Here is an 18,552-nt window from a genome sequence, read left to right on the forward strand (position 1 = left end):
GAGAGTGTTCTCTCAAAACTACAAGTGAGATTTTAAAGCTTTCATCTTTTTTGGTCAAGCCCTCGACCTATTAGTATCGGTCAGCTTAATGCATTACTGCACTTACACCTCCGACCTATCTACCAGATAGTCTCTCTGGGGTCTTACCCCTTTCGGGTGGGAAATCTTATCTTGAGGGGGGCTTCGTGCTTAGATGCCTTCAGCACTTATCCCTTCCGTACTTAGCTACCCAGCTGTGCTCCTGGCGGAACAACTGGTGCACCAGCGGTACGTCCATCCCGGTCCTCTCGTACTAAGGACAGCTCCTCTCAAATTTCCTGCGCCCGCGACGGATAGGGACCGAACTGTCTCACGACGTTCTGAACCCAGCTCGCGTACCACTTTAATGGGCGAACAGCCCAACCCTTGGGACCTACTTCAGCCCCAGGATGTGATGAGCCGACATCGAGGTGCCAAACCTCCCCGTCGATGTGGACTCTTGGGGGAGATAAGCCTGTTATCCCCGGGGTAGCTTTTATCCGTTGAGCGATGGCCCTTCCACTCGCATCACCGGATCACTAAGTCCGACTTTCGTCCTTGCTCGACCTGTTTGTCTCGCAATCAAGCTCCCTTCTGCCTTTACACTCTTCGCACGATTTCCGACCGTCCGAAAACCTTTGAGCGCCTCCGTTACTCTTTAGGAGGCGACCGCCCCAGTCAAACTGCCCACCTGACAGTGTCCCAAAACCAGATCATGGCTCATGGTTAGAACTTCAATAATACAAGAGTGGTATCCCAACGTCGACTCCTCCAAGACTGGCGTCCTAGTATCTTAGTCTCCCACCTATTCTGTACATGTAGTATCAAAATCCAATGTCAAGTTGCAGTAAAGCTCCACGGGGTCTTTCCGTCCTGTCGCGGGTAACCAAAGCATCTTCACTGGTATTACAATTTCACCGGGTGCATTGTTGAGACAAAGCGTCCAAATCGTTACGCCTTTCGTGCGGGTCGGAACTTACCCGACAAGGAATTTCGCTACCTTAGGACCGTTATAGTTACGGCCGCCGTTTACTGGGGCTTAAGTTCTGTGCTTCGAGCTTAACCCTAACACTTCCCCTTAACCTTCCAGCACCGGGCAGGCGTCAACCCCTATACGTCGTCTTTCGACTTAGCAGAGACCTATGTTTTTGCTAAACAGTCGCTTGGACCTATTCTCTGCGGCCGGGTTATGCTTACGGCGCGAAGCCTTCACACATCCTTAAGACCCTTCTCCCGAAGTTACGGGGTCATTTTGCCGAGTTCCTTAACAATGCTTCTCCCGTTCGTCTTAGGATTCTCTCCTCGCCTACCTGTGTCGGTTTGCGGTACGGGCACCTTAAATCTCGATAGAGGCTTTTCTCGACAGTTTGGATTCAGTCACTTCGCTACTTATTTTTCGCTCCCCATCACATCTCGGGATCTATGAAAAAGCGGATTTGCCTGCCTTTTCTCCCTACCTGCTTAGACGCACTCAACCAACGGTGCGCTTGACCTATCCTCCTGTGTCCCCCCTTCTCTCAAACGATTCTTGGTGGTACAGGAATTTCAACCTGTTGTCCATCACCTACGCCACTTGGCCTCGGCTTAGGTCCGACTTACCCTGAGCGGACGAACCTTCCTCAGGAAACCTTAGGCTTTCGACGGGCAGGATTCTCACTGCCTCTCGCTACTCATGCCAACATTCTCACTTCTATGCAGTCCACTACTCCTTCCGGTATAGCTTCTACCCACATAGAACGCTCGCCTACCATGTATTTCTACATCCATAGCTTCGGTGATACGTTTGAGCCCCGGACATTTTCGGCGCAGGATCACTCGACCAGTGAGCTATTACGCACTCTTTAAATGTATGGCTGCTTCTAAGCCAACATCCTGGTTGTCTATGCAATCCCACATCCTTTTCCACTTAACGTATACTTTGGGACCTTAGCTGATGGTCTGGGCTCTTTCCCTCTTGACCACGGATCTTATCACTCGTAGTCTGACTCCCGATCTTAAGTTTACGGCATTCGGAGTTTGATAGACTTTGGTAACCGGTGAAGGCCCCTAGGTCATTCAGTGCTCTACCTCCGTAACTCATTTAATCGAGGCTAGCCCTAAAGCTATTTCGGCGAGAACCAGCTATCTCCGAGCTCGATTGGAATTTCACCTCTACCCACAGGTCATCCAGTGACTTTTCAACGTCAATTGGTTCGGACCTCCACGAAATTTTACTTCCGCTTCATCCTGCCCATGGGTAGGTCGCTCGGTTTCGGGTCTATGACATGCAACTTTCGCCCTATTAAGACTCGCTTTCGCTTCGGCTCCGGACCTTTAGTCCTTAACCTTGCTACATATCATAACTCGTTGGCCCGTTCTACAAAAAGTACGCGGTCACACTTTAACGTGCTCCCACAGCTTGTAAGCAAAGGGTTTCAGGTTCTATTTCACTCCCCTCCCGGGGTTCTTTTCACCTTTCCCTCACGGTACTATGCGCTATCGGTCACCAGGTAGTATTTAGCCTTGGGGGGTGGTCCCCCCTGCTTCCCACAGGGTTTCACGTGTCCCGTGGTACTCTGGATCATAGCTTAGAGTCTTCTCGTTTCGTATACGGGGCTTTTACCCTCTTTGGCCTGACTTTCCAGTCATCTTCTACTACGATACCTCTCCTTTTTTTTTTGCTATGTCCTCAACCCCGAAAGTAAACTTTCGGTTTGGGCTTATCCCTTTTCGCTCGCCACTACTTAGGGAATCGATTTTTCTTTCTACTCCTCAGGGTACTTAGATGTTTCAGTTCCCCTGGTATCCCCTCTACTAGCTATTTATTCACTAGCAGATACTTGAATATTACTTCAAGTGGGTTTCCCCATTCGGACATCTACGGATCTTTGCCTGCTTGCGGCTCCCCGTAGCTTTTCGCAGCTTACCACGTCCTTCTTCGGCTCCTGGTGCCAAGTCATCCTCCCTTTGCCCTTACTAGCTTGACCTTTAAAAGATGCTTGTAAATTTCTTTACTTAACTTTATTTCTCACTTTGCAGTTTTCAAAGAACACTTGTTCTTCCTGCCTTTTGGCCGGAATACTATATTACCATCTTTTTATCTTCATGTCAATTGGTACTTGATGGCATTTGTTTGTGGTGGAGACGAGGAGAGTCGAACTCCTGACCCCCTGCTTGCAAGGCAGGTGCTCTCCCAACTGAGCTACGCCCCCATGTTACAACTTCCCAAATTTTAATTTGGTGTAGTTTGTAATACTCAGCATTAGCTGAGCTTCATATTAAATTACTTCTTTTTTGAAAAAACCTTCATCGAAGGTCTCTCAAAACTAAACAGTATAGAAGCTTTTCTCCTTAGAAAGGAGGTGATCCAGCCGCACCTTCCGATACGGCTACCTTGTTACGACTTCACCCCAGTCATCGACTTCACCTTCGACTTGACTCTCTCCATTTCTGGTTAAGTAGGCGGCTTCGGGTGCTTCCGACTCCCATGGTGTGACGGGCGGTGTGTACAAGACCCGGGAACGCATTCACCGCGACATTCTGATTCGCGATTACTAGCAACTCCAGCTTCATGTGGGCGAGTTTGACCCACAATCCGAACTGGGACCGACTTTATGGGATTTGCTTAAGATCACTCTCTTCTTGCCGCCCTTTGTATCGGCCATTGTAGCACGTGTGTAGCCCTGAACATAAGGGGCATGATGATTTGACGTCATCCCCACCTTCCTCCGAGTTATCCCCGGCAGTCTCTCTAGAGTGCCCACCCTAAGTCTTTGGCAACTAAAGATAAGGGTTGCGCTCGTTGCGGGACTTAACCCAACATCTCACGACACGAGCCGACGACAACCATGCACCACCTGTCACTTCAGTCTCCGAAGAGAAATAACCGGTTAAGGTTCTGTCTAAAGGATGTCAAGTCCAGGTAAGGTTCTTCGCGTTGCTTCGAATTAAACCACATGCTCCGCCGCTTGTGCGGGTCCCCGTCAATTCCTTTGAGTTTCACTCTTGCGAGCGTACTCCCCAGGCGGAGTGCTTAATGCGTTAGCTCCGGCACTGAAGGTCTCCCTCCAACACCTAGCACTCATCGTTTACGGCGTGGACTACCAGGGTATCTAATCCTGTTTGCTCCCCACGCTTTCGTGCCTCGGCGTCAGTTACAGTCCAGAGAGTCGCCTTCGCCACTGGTGTTCCTCCTAATATCTACGCATTTCACCGCTACACTAGGAATTCCACTCTCCTCTCCTGCACTCAAGCCAAACAGTTTCAAAGGCTTACTACGGTTGAGCCGTAGCCTTTCACCCCTGACTTGTTTGGCCGCCTACGCACCCTTTACGCCCAGTGATTCCGGATAACGCTTGCCCCCTACGTATTACCGCGGTGGCGGCACGTAGTTAGCCGGGGCTTCCTCCTAAGGCATCGTCATTATCTTCCCTTAGGACAGAGCTTTACGACCCGAAGGCCTTCTTCGCTCACGCGGCGTTGCCGCATCAGGGTTTCCCCATTGTGCAATATTCCCCACTCTTTGCCTCCCGTAGGAGTCTGGACCGTGTCTCAGTTCCAGTGTGGCCGGTCACCCTCTCAGGTCGGCTACTGATCATCGTCTTGGTAAGCCATTACCTTACCAACTAACTAATCAGACGCGGGCCCATCCTATGCCGAAGTTCTTTGACCATTTAGGGATGCCCCTAATCGGCTTTATGCGGTATTAGCACTGGTTTCCCAATGTTATCCCCCTGCATAGGGTAGGTTGCCCACGCGTTACTCACCCGTCCGCCGCTAGGATTTGGAAGCAAGCTTCCTCCTCCTCGCTCGACTTGCATGTGTTAGGCACGCCGCCGCGTTCATCCTGAGCCAGGATCAAACTCTTAATTAAAAATTTCTGGGTTGCATCTTTTTGATGCTTTTTTTCTTCTTTGGCTTTCTATACTGTTTAGTTTTCAAAGACCTTTTTTTATCTGCCGCTTTTGGCGACTTATCTAATGTATCATTTTTGATTTCTTCTGTCAACTTTTTTTTATTAATCTTTTTTAAGCTTCATCTTACCACCTGCCCTCTTTCGGAATTATATATTAACATCTATTTCTTTTTATGTCAACATTGTAATTATTGGTAATGCTTTTGACTATTAAATGGTCCCAGAGGCGGAATCGAACCACCGACACGGAGATTTTCAGTCTCCTGCTCTACCGACTGAGCTATCTGGGCATTTTATGGTGGGCCTTCAGTGGACTCGAACCACCGACCTCACGCTTATCAGGCGTGCGCTCTAACCACCTGAGCTATGAGCCCTTATTTCTGGTCCGGGTGGAGAGATTCGAACTCCCGACCCCATGGTCCCAAACCATGTGCGCTACCAAACTGCGCTACACCCGGTTATTTGGCAGGGGTAGCAGGATTCGAACCCACGACATTCGGTTTTGGAGACCGACGTTCTACCAGCTGAACTATACCCCTTTATCTATCTTCTTTTTCTTTTTTATGGTGGGCCTTCAGGGACTCGAACCCCGGACCTGCCGGTTATGAGCCGGATGCTCTGACCAACTGAGCTAAAGGCCCTTATTTTTGTTTTGGCGGAGAGGGTGGGATTCGAACCCACGGCCCCTTTCGGAGTCACTGGTTTTCAAGACCAGCTCCTTAAACCGCTCGGACACCTCTCCTAAAATGGTGATCCATCCGCGACTCGAACGCGGGACACCCTGATTAAAAGTCAGGTGCTCTACCGACTGAGCTAATGGATCATATTTGGAGCGGGTGAAGGGAATCGGGTGAAGGGAACCATTGAACTACACCCTTCTTAGTCTATAAAAACGACCGAATTATATCTTATCATCTTTTAGCTTCAAAATCAACACTATTTATATATAAAAAAATTTGTAATTTGTACCAATAACATAAGCTTCCTATCTCCTAGCATTACATAATTTCATATATAATTAACTACCATAATAGTTAATAAAAAACACTAGCCTATGGCGTAAAAAAACTAGAAACATATGCTCCTAGTTAATCCTATTATTTTGGCGCGCCCAAGAGGAGTCGAACCCCTAGCCTTCTGATCCGTAGTCAGACGCTCTATCCGATTGAGCTATGGGCGCATATGGAGGCGGCACCCAGATTTGAACTGGGGAATAAAGGTTTTGCAGACCTCTGCCTTACCACTTGGCTATGCCGCCTTAAAAATGGTGATCCATCCGCGACTCGAACGCGGGACACCCTGATTAAAAGTCAGGTGCTCTACCGACTGAGCTAATGGATCATCTCTATGGCTGGGATACCAGGACTCGAACCTGGGAATGACGGAGTCAAAGTCCGTTGCCTTACCGACTTGGCTATATCCCAATGTTTTTATCTTGGGGTGGATGATGGGATTCGAACCCACGCATGCAGGAGCCACAATCCTGTGTCTTAACCGCTTGACTACATCCACCATGTCTATTTAGTCTATTTAAAAAAGACAAAGAAATGGAGCGGAAGACGGGACTCGAACCCGCGACCCTCGCCTTGGCAAGGCGATGCTCTACCACTGAGCCACTTCCGCTTAATTGGTGCGGGTGGAGGGACTTGAACCCCCACGGTCGCCCGCTAGATCCTAAGTCTAGTGCGTCTGCCAATTCCGCCACACCCGCATATATATAATTAAAATGGTGGAGGGAGAAGGATTCGAACCTTCGAAATCGTCGATAACAGATTTACAGTCTGCCCCCTTTGGCCACTCGGGAATCCCTCCATTTTTTATGGAGCTGGCAATAGGAATCGAACCTACAACCTGCTGATTACAAGTCAGCTGCTCTACCGTTGAGCCATGCCAGCATTAATATATTTACTAATTTAGTTTTAAAATGGCGATCCGGAAGGGGCTCGAACCCTCGACCTCCAGCGTGACAGGCTGGCATTCTAACCAACTGAACTACCGGACCACTTGTTTAAAATATGGTGGGCGCAACAGGACTTGAACCTGTGACCCCCTGCTTGTAAGGCAGGTGCTCTCCCAGCTGAGCTATGCGCCCATATTTGGTGACCCCTAGGGGAATCGAACCCCTGTTACCGCCGTGAAAGGGCGGTGTCTTGACCGCTTGACCAAGGGGCCCTACATTTGGTAGCGGCAACAGGAGTCGAACCTGTGACCTTTCGGGTATGAACCGAACGCTCTAGCCAGCTGAGCTATGCCGCCATATATATTTGGTTGCGGGGGCAGGACTTGAACCTACGACCTTCGGGTTATGAGCCCGACGAGCTGCCAACTGCTCCACCCCGCGATATTGCAATCACCTAAATCTCCGATTTAGTGTGAGTGTAATACTCAGCATAGCTGAGTTTCATATTTAAAACTGGTGCCGAGGACCGGAATCGAACCGGTACGATCTTGAAGGACCGCAGGATTTTAAGTCCTGTGCGTCTGCCAGTTCCGCCACCTCGGCATATAAATGGCTCCAAAGAGAGGGCTCGAACCTCCAACCTACCGGTTAACAGCCGGTTGCTCCACCATTGAGCTACTTTGGAACATCTAAACCGCAACGACCTACTCTCCCAGGCGGCTGCCCGCCAAGTACCATCGGCGCTGAAGGGCTTAACTTCTGTGTTCGGTATGGGAACAGGTGTGACCCCTTCGCTATTGTCACGATTTATTGAGAGTGTTCTCTCAAAACTACAAGTGAGATTTTAAAGCTTTCATCTTTTTTGGTCAAGCCCTCGACCTATTAGTATCGGTCAGCTTAATGCATTACTGCACTTACACCTCCGACCTATCTACCAGATAGTCTCTCTGGGGTCTTACCCCTTTCGGGTGGGAAATCTTATCTTGAGGGGGCTTCGTGCTTAGATGCCTTCAAAGACTTATCCCTTCCGTACTTAGCTACCCAGTGTGCTCCTGGCGGAACAACTGGTGCACCGGTACGTCCATCCCGGTCCTCTCGTACTAAGGACGGCTCCTCTCAAATTTCCTGCGCCCGCGACGGATAGGGACCGAACTGTCTCACGACGTTCTGAACCCACTCGCGTACCACTTTAATGGGCGAACGACCCAACCCTGGGGACCTACTTTGACCCCAGGATGTGATGAGCCGACATCGAGGTGCCAAACCTCCCCGTCGATGTGGACTCTTGGGGGAGATAAGCCTGTTATCCCCGGGGTAGCTTTTATCCGTTGAGCGATGGCCCTTCCACTCGTCACCGGATCACTAAGTCCGACTTTCGTCCTTGCTCGACCTGTTTGTCTCGCAATCAAGCTCCCTTCTGCCTTTACACTCTTCGCACGATTTCCGACCGTCTTGGGGGTAACCTTTGAGCGCCTCCGTTACTCTTTAGGAGGCGACCGCCCCAGTCAAACTGCCCACCTGACAGTGTCCCAAAACCAGATCATGGCTCATGGTTAGAACTTCAATAATACAAGAGTGGTATCCCAACGTCGACTCCTCCAAGACTGGCGTCCTAGTATCTTAGTCTCCCACCTATTCTGTACATGTAGTATCAAAATCCAATGTCAAGTTGCAGTAAAGCTCCACGGGGTCTTTCCGTCCTGTCGCGGGTAACCAGCATCTTCACTGGTATTACAATTTCACCGGGTGCATTGTTGAGACGAGCGTCCAAATCGTTACGCCTTTCGTGCGGGTCGGAACTTACCCGACAAGGAATTTCGCTACCTTAGGACCGTTATAGTTACGGCCGCCGTTTACTGGGGCTTAAGTTCTGTGCTTCGAGCTTAACCCTAACACTTCCCCTTAACCTTCCAGCACCGGGCAGGCGTCAGCCCCTATACGTCGTCTTTCGACTTAGCAGAGACCTATGTTTTTGCTAAACAGTCGCTTGGACCTATTCTCTGCGGCCGGGTTATGCTTACGGCGCGAAGCCTTCACACATCCCGGCACCCCTTCTCCCGAAGTTACGGGGTCATTTTGCCGAGTTCCTTAACAATGCTTCTCCCGTTCGTCTTAGGATTCTCTCCTCGCCTACCTGTGTCGGTTTGCGGTACGGGCACCTTAAATCTCGATAGAGGCTTTTCTCGACAGTTTGGATTCAGTCACTTCGCTACTTATTTTTCGCTCCCCATCACATCTCGGGATCTATGAAAAAGCGGATTTGCCTGCCTTTTCTCCCTACCTGCTTAGACGCACTCAACCAACGGTGCGCTTGACCTATCCTCCTGTGTCCCCCCTTCTCTCAAACGATTCTTGGTGGTACAGGAATTTCAACCTGTTGTCCATCACCTACGCCACTTGGCCTCGGCTTAGGTCCCGACTTACCCTGAGCGGACGAACCTTCCTCAGGAAACCTTAGGCTTTCGACGGGCAGGATTCTCACCTGCCTCTCGCTACTCATGCCAACATTCTCACTTCTATGCAGTCCACTACTCCTTCCGGTATAGCTTCTACCCACATAGAACGCTCGCCTACCATGTATTTCTACATCCATAGCTTCGGTGATACGTTTGAGCCCCGGACATTTTCGGCGCAGGATCACTCGACCAGTGAGCTATTACGCACTCTTTAAATGTATGGTCGCTTCTAAGCCAACATCCTGGTTGTCTATGCAATCCCACATCCTTTTCCACTTAACGTATACTTTGGGACCTTAGCTGATGGTCTGGGCTCTTTCCCTCTTGACCACGGATCTTATCACTCGTAGTCTGACTCCCGATCTTAAGTTTACGGCATTCGGAGTTTGATAGACTTTGGAACCGGTGAAGGCCTAGGTCATTCAGTGCTCTACCTCCGTAACTCATTTAATCGAGGCTAGCCCTAAAGCTATTTCGGCGAGAACCGGCTATCTCCGAGCTCGATTGGAATTTCACCTCTACCCACAGGTCATCCAGTGACTTTTCAACGTCAATTGGTTCGGACCTCCACGAAATTTTACTTCCGCTTCATCCTGCCCATGGGTAGGTCGCTCGGTTTCGGGTCTATGACATGCAACTTTCGCCCTATTAAGACTCGCTTTCGCTTCGGCTCCGGACCTTTAGTCCTTAACCTTGCTACATATCATAACTCGTTGGCCCGTTCTACAAAAAGTACGCGGTCACACTTTAACGTGCTCCCACTGACTTGTAAGCAAAGGGTTTCAGGTTCTATTTCACTCCCCTCCCGGGGTTCTTTTCACCTTTCCCTCACGGTACTATGCGCTATCGGTCACCAGGTAGTATTTAGCCTTGGGGGTGGTCCCCTGCTTCCCACAGGGTTTCACGTGTCCCGTGGTACTCTGGATCATAGCTTAGAGTCTTCTCGTTTCGTATACGGGGCTTTTACCCTCTTTGGCCTGACTTTCCAGTCATCTTCTACTACGATACCTCTCCTTTTTTGCTATGTCCTCAACCCCGAAAGTAAACTTTCGGTTTGGGCTTATCCCTTTTCGCTCGCCACTACTTAGGGAATCGATTTTTCTTTCTACTCCTCAGGGTACTTAGATGTTTCAGTTCCCCTGGTATCCCCTCTACTAGCTATTTATTCACTAGCAGATACTTGAATATTACTTCAAGTGGGTTTCCCCATTCGGACATCTACGGATCTTTGCCTGCTTGCGGCTCCCCGTAGCTTTTTCATGACTTACCACGTCCTTCTTCGGCTCCTTAGTCTTGCCAAGTCATCCTCCCTTTGCCCTTACTAGCTTGACCTTTAAAAGATGCTTGTAAATTTCTTTACTTAACTTTATTTCTCACTTTGCAGTTTTCAAAGAACACTTGTTCTTCCTGCCTTTTGGCCGGAATACTATATTACCATCTTTTTATCTTCATGTCAATTGGTACTTGATGGCATTTGTTTGTGGTGGAGACGAGGAGAGTCGAACTCCTGACCCCCTGCTTGCAAGGCAGGTGCTCTCCCAACTGAGCTACGCCCCCATGTTACAACTTCCCAAATTTTAATTTGGTGTAGTTTGTAATACTCAGCATTAGCTGAGCTTCATATTAAATTACTTCTTTTTTGAAAAAACCTTCATCGAAGGTCTCTCAAAACTAAACAGTATAGAAGCTTTTCTCCTTAGAAAGGAGGTGATCCAGCCGCACCTTCCGATACGGCTACCTTGTTACGACTTCACCCCAGTCATCGACTTCACCTTCGACAGCTCTCTCCATTTCTGGTTAAGTAGCTGGCTTCGGGTGCTTCCGACTCCCATGGTGTGACGGGCGGTGTGTACAAGACCCGGGAACGCATTCACCGCGACATTCTGATTCGCGATTACTAGCAACTCCAGCTTCATGTGGGCGAGTTTCAGCCCACAATCCGAACTGGGACCGACTTTATGGGATTTGCTTAAGATCACTCTCTTGCTGCCCTTTGTATCGGCCATTGTAGCACGTGTGTAGCCCTGAACATAAGGGGCATGATGATTTGACGTCATCCCCACCTTCCTCCGAGTTATCCCCGGCAGTCTCTCTAGAGTGCCCACCCTAAAGTCTTTGGCAACTAAAGATAAGGGTTGCGCTCGTTGCGGGACTTAACCCAACATCTCACGACACGAGTGACGACAACCATGCACCACCTGTCACTTCAGTCTCCGAAGAGAAGGAACCGGTTAAGGTTCTGTCTAAAGGATGTCAAGTCCAGGTAAGGTTCTTCGCGTTGCTTCGAATTAAACCACATGCTCCGCGCTTGTGCGGGTCCCCGTCAATTCCTTTGAGTTTCACTCTTGCGAGCGTACTCCCCAGGCGGAGTGCTTAATGCGTTAGCTCCGGCACTGAAGGTCTCCCTCCAACACCTAGCACTCATCGTTTACGGCGTGGACTACCAGGGTATCTAATCCTGTTTGCTCCCCACGCTTTCGTGCCTCAGCGTCAGTTACAGTCCAGAGAGTCGCCTTCGCCACTGGTGTTCCTCCTAATATCTACGCATTTCACCGCTACACTAGGAATTCCACTCTCCTCTCCTGCACTCAAGCCAAACAGTTTCAAAGGCTTACTACGGTTGAGCCGTAGCCTTTCACCCCTGACTTGTTTGGCCGCCTACGCACCCTTTACGCCCAGTGATTCCGGATAACGCTTGCCCCCTACGTATTACCGCGGTGGCGGCACGTAGTTAGCCGGGGCTTCCTCCTAAGGTGGGCATCGTCATTATCTTCCCTTAGGACAGAGCTTTACGACCCGAAGGCCTTCTTCGCTCACGCGGCGTTGCCGCATCAGGGTTTCCCCATTGTGCAATATTCCCCACTCTGCCTCCCGTAGGAGTCTGGACCGTGTCTCAGTTCCAGTGTGGCCGGTCACCCTCTCAGGTCGGCTACTGATCATCGTCTTGGTAAGCCATTACCTTACCAACTAACTAATCAGACGCGGGCCCATCCTATGCCGAAGTTCTTTGACCATTTAGGGATGCCCCTAATCGGCTTTATGCGGTATTAGCACTGGTTTCCCAATGTTATCCCCCTGCATAGGGTAGGTTGCCCACGCGTTACTCACCCGTCCGCCGCTAGGATTTGGAAGCAAGCTTCCTCCTCCTCGCTCGACTTGCATGTGTTAGGCACGCCGCCGCGTTCATCCTGAGCCAGGATCAAACTCTTAATTAAAAATTTCTGGGTTGCATCTTTTTGATGCTTTTTTTCTTTCTTTGGCTTTCTATACTGTTTAGTTTTCAAAGACCTTTTTTATCTGCCGCTTTTGGCGACTTATCTAATGTATCATTTTTATTTCTTATGTCAACTCTTTTTTATTTATCTTTATGTCAACATTGTAATTATTGGTAATATTTTGACTATTAAATGGTGCCCAGAGGCGGAATCGAACCACCGACACGGAGATTTTCAGTCTCCTGCTCTACCGACTGAGCTATCTGGGCATTTTATGGTGGGCTCATGATAAATCTGGTTGGATGGTGGGCTCAAGTGGACTCGAACCACCGACCTCACGCTTATCAGGCGTGCGCTCTAACCACCTGAGCTATGAGCCCTTATTTCTGGTCCGGGTGGAGAGATTCGAACTCCCGACCCCATGGTCCCCAAACCATGTGCGCTACCAAACTGCGCTACACCCGGTTATTTGGCGGGGAAGGCAGGATTCGAACCCACGACATTCGGTTTTGGAGACCGACGTTAACGGTTTAACTATACCCCTTTATCTATCTTCTTTTTCTTTTTAAAAATGGTGGGCCTTCAGGGACTCGAACCCCGGACCTGCCGGTTATGAGCCGGATGCTCTGACCAACTGAGCTAAAGGCCCTTATTTTTTTTTTTGGCGGAGAGGGTGAAGGGATTCGAACCCGCGGTCGGCCTTGGAAGGCCGAAGTTCTCTGAAGTCACTGGTTTTCAAGACCTACAACCTCCTTAAACCGCTCGGACACCTCTCCTAAAATTTAATCATTATTCAACCTTATTTTATTAATAAATGGCGTGCCCACAGGGATTCGAACCCCGGACCACGGCTTAGAAGGCCGTTGCTCTACCAAACTGAACTATGGGCACATTTTATGGTAGCGGCAACAGGAGTCGAACCTGTGACCTTTCGGGTATGAACCGAACGCTCTAGCGGTGAGCTATGCCGCCATATTTTTGGTGAAAAAATCCCCTACAAAAGGTAGAGGACTTATTCATATTTAAAACCGCAACGACCTACTCTCCCAGGCGGCGCCCGCCAAGTACCATCGGCGCCGAAGGGCTTAACTTCTGTGTTCGGTATGGGAACAGGTGTGACCCCTTCGCTATTGTCACGATTTATTGAGAGTGTTCTCTCAAAACTACAAGTGAGATTTTAAAGCTTTCATCTTTTTGGTCAAGCCCTCGACCTATTAGTATCGGTCACTTAATGCATTACTGCACTTACACCTCCGACCTATCTACCAGATAGTCTCTCTGGGGTCTTACCCCTTTCGGGTGGGAAATCTTATCTTGAGGGGGCTTCGTGCTTAGATGCCTTCAAAGACTTATCCCTTCCGTACTTAGCTACCCATTTGTGCTCCTGGCGGAACAACTGGTGCACCGGCCGGTACATCCATCCCGGTCCTCTCGTACTAAGGACGGCTCCTCTCAAATTTCCTGCGCCCGCGACGGATAGGGACCGAACTGTCTCACGACGTTCTGAACCCGGCTCGCGTACCACTTTAATGGGCGAACGGCCCAACCCTTGGGGACCTACTTCAGCCCCAGGATGTGATGAGCCGACATCGAGGTGCCAAACCTCCCCGTCGATGTGGACTCTTGGGGGAGATAAGCCTGTTATCCCCGGGGTAGCTTTTATCCGTTGAGCGATGGCCCTTCCACTCGGTTGGCACCACCGGATCACTAAGTCCGACTTTCGTCCTTGCTCGACCTGTTTGTCTCGCAATCAAGCTCCCTTCTGCCTTTACACTCTTCGCACGATTTCCGACCGTCCGAAAACCTTTGAGCGCCTCCGTTACTCTTTAGGAGGCGACCGCCCCAGTCAAACTGCCCACCTGACAGTGTCCCAAAACCAGATCATGGCTCATGGTTAGAACTTCAATAATACAAGAGTGGTATCCCAACGTCGACTCCTCCAAGACTGGCGTCCTAGTATCTTAGTCTCCCACCTATTCTGTACATGTAGTATCAAAATCCAATGTCAAGTTGCAGTAAAGCTCCACGGGGTCTTTCCGTCCTGTCGCGGGTAACCAGCATCTTCACTGGTATTACAATTTCACCGGGTGCATTGTTGAGACAGCGTCCAAATCGTTACGCCTTTCGTGCGGGTCGGAACTTACCCGACAAGGAATTTCGCTACCTTAGGACCGTTATAGTTACGGCCGCCGTTTACTGGGGCTTAAGTTCTGTGCTTCGAGCTTAACCCTAACACTTCCCCTTAACCTTCAAAGCACCGGGCAGGCGTCGGCCCTATACGTCGTCTTTCGACTTAGCAGAGACCTATGTTTTTGCTAAACAGTCGCTTGGACCTATTCTCTGCGGCCGGGTTATGCTTACGGCGCGAAGCCTTCACACATCCGGCACCCCTTCTCCCGAAGTTACGGGGTCATTTTGCCGAGTTCCTTAACAATGCTTCTCCCGTTCGTCTTAGGATTCTCTCCTCGCCTACCTGTGTCGGTTTGCGGTACGGGCACCTTAAATCTCGATAGAGGCTTTTCTCGACAGTTTGGATTCAGTCACTTCGCTACTTATTTTTCGCTCCCCATCACATCTCGGGATCTATGAAAAAGCGGATTTGCCTGCCTTTTCTCCCTACCTGCTTAGACGCACTCAACCAACGGTGCGCTTGACCTATCCTCCTGTGTCCCCCTTCTCTCAAACGATTCTTGGTGGTACAGGAATTTCAACCTGTTGTCCATCACCTACGCCACTTGGCCTCGGCTTAGGTCCGACTTACCCTGAGCGGACGAACCTTCCTCAGGAAACCTTAGGCTTTCGACGGGCAGGATTCTCACCTGCCTCTCGCTACTCATGCCAACATTCTCACTTCTATGCAGTCCACTACTCCTTCCGGTATAGCTTCTACCCACATAGAACGCTCGCCTACCATGTATTTCTACATCCATAGCTTCGGTGATACGTTTGAGCCCCGGACATTTTCGGCGCAGGATCACTCGACCAGTGAGCTATTACGCACTCTTTAAATGTATGGTCGCTTCTAAGCCAACATCCTGGTTGTCTATGCAATCCCACATCCTTTTCCACTTAACGTATACTTTGGGACCTTAGTGATGGTCTGGGCTCTTTCCCTCTTGACCACGGATCTTATCACTCGTAGTCTGACTCCCGATCTTAAGTTTACGGCATTCGGAGTTTGATAGACTTTGGTAACCGGTGAAGGCCTAGGTCATTCAGTGCTCTACCTCCGTAACTCATTTAATCGAGGCTAGCCCTAAAGCTATTTCGGCGAGAACCAGCTATCTCCGAGCTCGATTGGAATTTCACCTCTACCCACAGGTCATCCAGTGACTTTTCAACGTCAATTGGTTCGGACCTCCACGAAATTTTACTTCCGCTTCATCCTGCCCATGGGTAGGTCGCTCGGTTTCGGGTCTATGACATGCAACTTTCGCCCTATTAAGACTCGCTTTCGCTTCGGCTCCGGACCTTTAGTCCTTAACCTTGCTACATATCATAACTCGTTGGCCCGTTCTACAAAAGTACGCGGTCACACTTTAACGTGCTCCCCGACTTGTAAGCAAAGGGTTTCAGGTTCTATTTCACTCCCCTCCCGGGGTTCTTTTCACCTTTCCCTCACGGTACTATGCGCTATCGGTCACCAGGTAGTATTTAGCCTTGGGGGTGGTCCCCTGCTTCCCACAGGGTTTCACGTGTCCCGTGGTACTCTGGATCATAGCTTAGAGTCTTCTCGTTTCGTATACGGGGCTTTTACCCTCTTTGGCCTGACTTTCCAGTCATCTTCTACTACGATACCTCTCCTTTTTTGCTATGTCCTCAACCCCGAAAGTAAACTTTCGGTTTGGGCTTATCCCTTTTCGCTCGCCACTACTTAGGGAATCGATTTTTCTTTCTACTCCTCAGGGTACTTAGATGTTTCAGTTCCCCTGGTATCCCCTCTACTAGCTATTTATTCACTAGCAGATACTTGAATATTACTTCAAGTGGGTTTCCCCATTCGGACATCTACGGATCTTTGCCTGCTTGCGGCTCCCCGTAGCTTTTCGCAGCTTACCACGTCCTTCTTCGGCTCCTGGTGCCAAGTCATCCTCCCTTTGCCCTTACTAGCTTGACCTTTAAAAGATGCTTGTAAATTTCTTTACTTAACTTTATTTCTCACTTTGCAGTTTTCAAAGAACACTTGTTCTTCCTGCCTTTTGGCCGGAATACTATATTACCATCTTTTTATCTTCATGTCAATTGGTACTTGATGGCATTTGTTTGTGGTGGAGACGAGGAGAGTCGAACTCCTGACCCCTGCTTGCAAGGCAGGTGCTCTCCCAACTGAGCTACGCCCCCATGTTACAACTTACCCAAATTTTAATTTGGTGTAGTTTGTAATACCGGCGATTTGAGCTTCATATTAAATTACTTCTTTTTGAAAAAACCTTCATCGAAGGTCTCTCAAAACTAAAAGTATAGAAGCTTTTCTCCTTAGAAAGGAGGTGATCCGCCGCACCTTCCGATACGGCTACCTTGTTACGACTTCACCCCAGTCATCGACTTCACCTTCGCTTGACTCTCTCCATTTCTGGTTAAGTAGCTGGCTTCGGGTGCTTCCGACTCCCATGGTGTGACGGGCGGTGTGTACAAGACCCGGGAACGCATTCACCGCGACATTCTGATTCGCGATTACTAGCAACTCCAGCTTCATGTGGGCGAGTTTCAGCCCACAATCCGAACTGGGACCGACTTTATGGGATTTGCTTAAGATCACTCTCTTGCTGCCCTTTGTATCGGCCATTGTAGCACGTGTGTAGCCCTGAACATAAGGGGCATGATGATTTGACGTCATCCCCACCTTCCTCCGAGTTATCCCCGGCAGTCTCTCTAGAGTGCCCACCCTAAGTCTTTGGCAACTAAAGATAAGGGTTGCGCTCGTTGCGGGACTTAACCCAACATCTCACGACACGAGTGACGACAACCATGCACCACCTGTCACTTCAGTCTCCGAAAGAATAGGTTGTAGGTTCTGTCTAAAGGATGTCAAGTCCAGGTAAGGTTCTTCGCGTTGCTTCGAATTAAACCACATGCTCCGCTTTGCTTGTGCGGGCCCGTCAATTCCTTTGAGTTTCACTCTTGCGAGCGTACTCCCAGGCGGAGTGCTTAATGCGTTAGCTCCGGCACTGAAGGTCTCCTCCAACACCTAGCACTCATCGTTTACGGCGTGGACTACCAGGGTATCTAATCCTGTTTGCTCCCCACGCTTTCGTGCCTCAGCGTCAGTTACAGTCCAGAGAGTCGCCTTCGCCACTGGTGTTCCTCCTAATATCTACGCATTTCACCGCTACACTAGGAATTCCACTCTCCTCTCCTGCACTCAAGCCAAACAGTTTCAAGGCTTACTACGGTTGAGCCGTAGCCTTTCACCCCTGACTTGTTTGGCCGCCTACGCACCCTTTACGCCCAGTGATTCCGGATAACGCTTGCCCCCTACGTATTACCGCGGCTGCTGGCACGTAGTTAGCCGGGGCTTCCTCCTAAGGTACCGTCATTATCTTCCCTTAGGACAGAGCTTTACGACCCGAAGGCCTTCTTCGCTCACGCGGCGTTCTTTGCATCAGGGTTTCCCCATTGTGCAATATTCCCCACTCTTTGCCTCCCGTAGGAGTCTGGACCGTGTCTCAGTTCCAGTGTGGCCGGTCACCCTCTCAGGTCGGCTACTGATCATCGTCTTGGTAAGCCATTACCTTACCAACTAACTAATCAGACGCGGGCCCATCCTACAGCGAAGTTCTTTGACCATTTAGGGATGCCCCTTCTCGGCTTTATGCGGTATTAGCACTGGTTTCCCAATGTTATCCCCCTGCATAGGGTAGGTTGCCCACGCGTTACTCACCCGTCCGCCGCTAGGATTTGGAAGCAAGCTTCCTCCTCCTCGCTCGACTTGCATGTGTTAGGCACGCCACCTGACGATTCATCCTGAGCCAGGATCAAACTCTTAATTAAAAATTTCTGAGTTGCATCTTTTTGATGCTTTTTTTCTTCTGGCTTTCTATACTGTTTAGTTTTCAAAGACCTTTTTTT

Annotated in this window: 33 tRNA genes and 8 rRNA genes; all 41 read right to left on the reverse strand. The window is 49.7% G+C overall.

Annotation, left to right across the window (positions count from 1 at the left end):
• Positions 1 to 50: 50 nt before the first annotated feature.
• Positions 51 to 2,984: ribosomal RNA gene (locus HZR23_RS16505) — 23S ribosomal RNA — on the reverse strand.
• 149 nt (positions 2,985 to 3,133) lie between these two features.
• A tRNA-Ala gene (locus tag HZR23_RS16510) sits at positions 3,134 to 3,209 on the reverse strand.
• 143 nt (positions 3,210 to 3,352) lie between these two features.
• A 16S ribosomal RNA gene (locus HZR23_RS16515) occupies positions 3,353 to 4,870 on the reverse strand.
• The 16S and 23S rRNA genes sit together here with 24 tRNA genes alongside, the layout of an rRNA operon.
• Before the next feature lie 257 nt (positions 4,871 to 5,127).
• Positions 5,128 to 5,201: transfer RNA gene (locus tag HZR23_RS16520), tRNA-Phe, on the reverse strand.
• 7 nt (positions 5,202 to 5,208) lie between these two features.
• Positions 5,209 to 5,286 (reverse strand) — tRNA-Ile (locus HZR23_RS16525).
• Positions 5,287 to 5,293: 7 nt separating this feature from the next.
• Positions 5,294 to 5,370 (reverse strand) — tRNA-Pro (locus HZR23_RS16530).
• 5 nt (positions 5,371 to 5,375) lie between these two features.
• A tRNA-Trp gene (locus tag HZR23_RS16535) sits at positions 5,376 to 5,451 on the reverse strand.
• Positions 5,452 to 5,476: 25 nt separating this feature from the next.
• Positions 5,477 to 5,553: transfer RNA gene (locus HZR23_RS16540), tRNA-Ile, on the reverse strand.
• Between the two features lie 12 nt (positions 5,554 to 5,565).
• Positions 5,566 to 5,654, reverse strand: a tRNA-Ser gene (locus tag HZR23_RS16545).
• A 5-nt stretch (positions 5,655 to 5,659) separates the two neighbouring features.
• Positions 5,660 to 5,735, reverse strand: a tRNA-Lys gene (locus HZR23_RS16550).
• A gap of 280 nt (positions 5,736 to 6,015) precedes the next feature.
• Positions 6,016 to 6,092: transfer RNA gene (locus HZR23_RS16555), tRNA-Arg, on the reverse strand.
• A gap of 3 nt (positions 6,093 to 6,095) precedes the next feature.
• Positions 6,096 to 6,170 (reverse strand) — tRNA-Cys (locus HZR23_RS16560).
• A 7-nt stretch (positions 6,171 to 6,177) separates the two neighbouring features.
• Positions 6,178 to 6,253, reverse strand: a tRNA-Lys gene (locus HZR23_RS16565).
• 7 nt (positions 6,254 to 6,260) lie between these two features.
• A tRNA-Gln gene (locus HZR23_RS16570) sits at positions 6,261 to 6,336 on the reverse strand.
• A gap of 12 nt (positions 6,337 to 6,348) precedes the next feature.
• Positions 6,349 to 6,424: transfer RNA gene (locus HZR23_RS16575), tRNA-His, on the reverse strand.
• A gap of 36 nt (positions 6,425 to 6,460) precedes the next feature.
• A tRNA-Gly gene (locus HZR23_RS16580) sits at positions 6,461 to 6,535 on the reverse strand.
• A gap of 5 nt (positions 6,536 to 6,540) precedes the next feature.
• Positions 6,541 to 6,623: transfer RNA gene (locus tag HZR23_RS16585), tRNA-Leu, on the reverse strand.
• Positions 6,624 to 6,639: 16 nt separating this feature from the next.
• Positions 6,640 to 6,724 (reverse strand) — tRNA-Tyr (locus HZR23_RS16590).
• 8 nt (positions 6,725 to 6,732) lie between these two features.
• Positions 6,733 to 6,807, reverse strand: a tRNA-Thr gene (locus tag HZR23_RS16595).
• Positions 6,808 to 6,837: 30 nt separating this feature from the next.
• Positions 6,838 to 6,914 (reverse strand) — tRNA-Asp (locus tag HZR23_RS16600).
• 14 nt (positions 6,915 to 6,928) lie between these two features.
• A tRNA-Val gene (locus HZR23_RS16605) sits at positions 6,929 to 7,004 on the reverse strand.
• A gap of 5 nt (positions 7,005 to 7,009) precedes the next feature.
• A tRNA-Glu gene (locus tag HZR23_RS16610) sits at positions 7,010 to 7,084 on the reverse strand.
• A 7-nt stretch (positions 7,085 to 7,091) separates the two neighbouring features.
• A tRNA-Met gene (locus HZR23_RS16615) sits at positions 7,092 to 7,168 on the reverse strand.
• A gap of 9 nt (positions 7,169 to 7,177) precedes the next feature.
• Positions 7,178 to 7,253: transfer RNA gene (locus HZR23_RS16620), tRNA-Met, on the reverse strand.
• A gap of 73 nt (positions 7,254 to 7,326) precedes the next feature.
• Positions 7,327 to 7,415, reverse strand: a tRNA-Leu gene (locus tag HZR23_RS16625).
• Positions 7,416 to 7,422: 7 nt separating this feature from the next.
• A tRNA-Asn gene (locus HZR23_RS16630) sits at positions 7,423 to 7,497 on the reverse strand.
• A gap of 6 nt (positions 7,498 to 7,503) precedes the next feature.
• A 5S ribosomal RNA gene (gene rrf, locus HZR23_RS16635) occupies positions 7,504 to 7,620 on the reverse strand.
• A gap of 54 nt (positions 7,621 to 7,674) precedes the next feature.
• Positions 7,675 to 10,600 (reverse strand): 23S ribosomal RNA (locus HZR23_RS16640).
• A gap of 149 nt (positions 10,601 to 10,749) precedes the next feature.
• A tRNA-Ala gene (locus tag HZR23_RS16645) sits at positions 10,750 to 10,825 on the reverse strand.
• Between the two features lie 143 nt (positions 10,826 to 10,968).
• Positions 10,969 to 12,483: ribosomal RNA gene (locus HZR23_RS16650) — 16S ribosomal RNA — on the reverse strand.
• A gap of 193 nt (positions 12,484 to 12,676) precedes the next feature.
• Positions 12,677 to 12,752: transfer RNA gene (locus HZR23_RS16655), tRNA-Phe, on the reverse strand.
• A gap of 34 nt (positions 12,753 to 12,786) precedes the next feature.
• Positions 12,787 to 12,863: transfer RNA gene (locus HZR23_RS16660), tRNA-Ile, on the reverse strand.
• A gap of 7 nt (positions 12,864 to 12,870) precedes the next feature.
• Positions 12,871 to 12,948 (reverse strand) — tRNA-Pro (locus tag HZR23_RS16665).
• Positions 12,949 to 13,055: 107 nt separating this feature from the next.
• Positions 13,056 to 13,132: transfer RNA gene (locus HZR23_RS16670), tRNA-Ile, on the reverse strand.
• Between the two features lie 13 nt (positions 13,133 to 13,145).
• A tRNA-Ser gene (locus HZR23_RS16675) sits at positions 13,146 to 13,259 on the reverse strand.
• Positions 13,260 to 13,298: 39 nt separating this feature from the next.
• Positions 13,299 to 13,374: transfer RNA gene (locus tag HZR23_RS16680), tRNA-Arg, on the reverse strand.
• Between the two features lie 6 nt (positions 13,375 to 13,380).
• Positions 13,381 to 13,455 (reverse strand) — tRNA-Met (locus HZR23_RS16685).
• 53 nt (positions 13,456 to 13,508) lie between these two features.
• A 5S ribosomal RNA gene (rrf, locus tag HZR23_RS16690) occupies positions 13,509 to 13,624 on the reverse strand.
• 53 nt (positions 13,625 to 13,677) lie between these two features.
• Positions 13,678 to 16,600: ribosomal RNA gene (locus HZR23_RS16695) — 23S ribosomal RNA — on the reverse strand.
• Positions 16,601 to 16,749: 149 nt separating this feature from the next.
• Positions 16,750 to 16,824, reverse strand: a tRNA-Ala gene (locus tag HZR23_RS16700).
• 139 nt (positions 16,825 to 16,963) lie between these two features.
• Positions 16,964 to 18,474, reverse strand: a 16S ribosomal RNA gene (locus tag HZR23_RS16705).
• Positions 18,475 to 18,552: the final 78 nt, after the last annotated feature.

The organism is Serpentinicella alkaliphila (assembly GCF_018141405.1).
GTDB lineage: Bacteria > Bacillota > Clostridia > Peptostreptococcales > Natronincolaceae > Serpentinicella > Serpentinicella alkaliphila.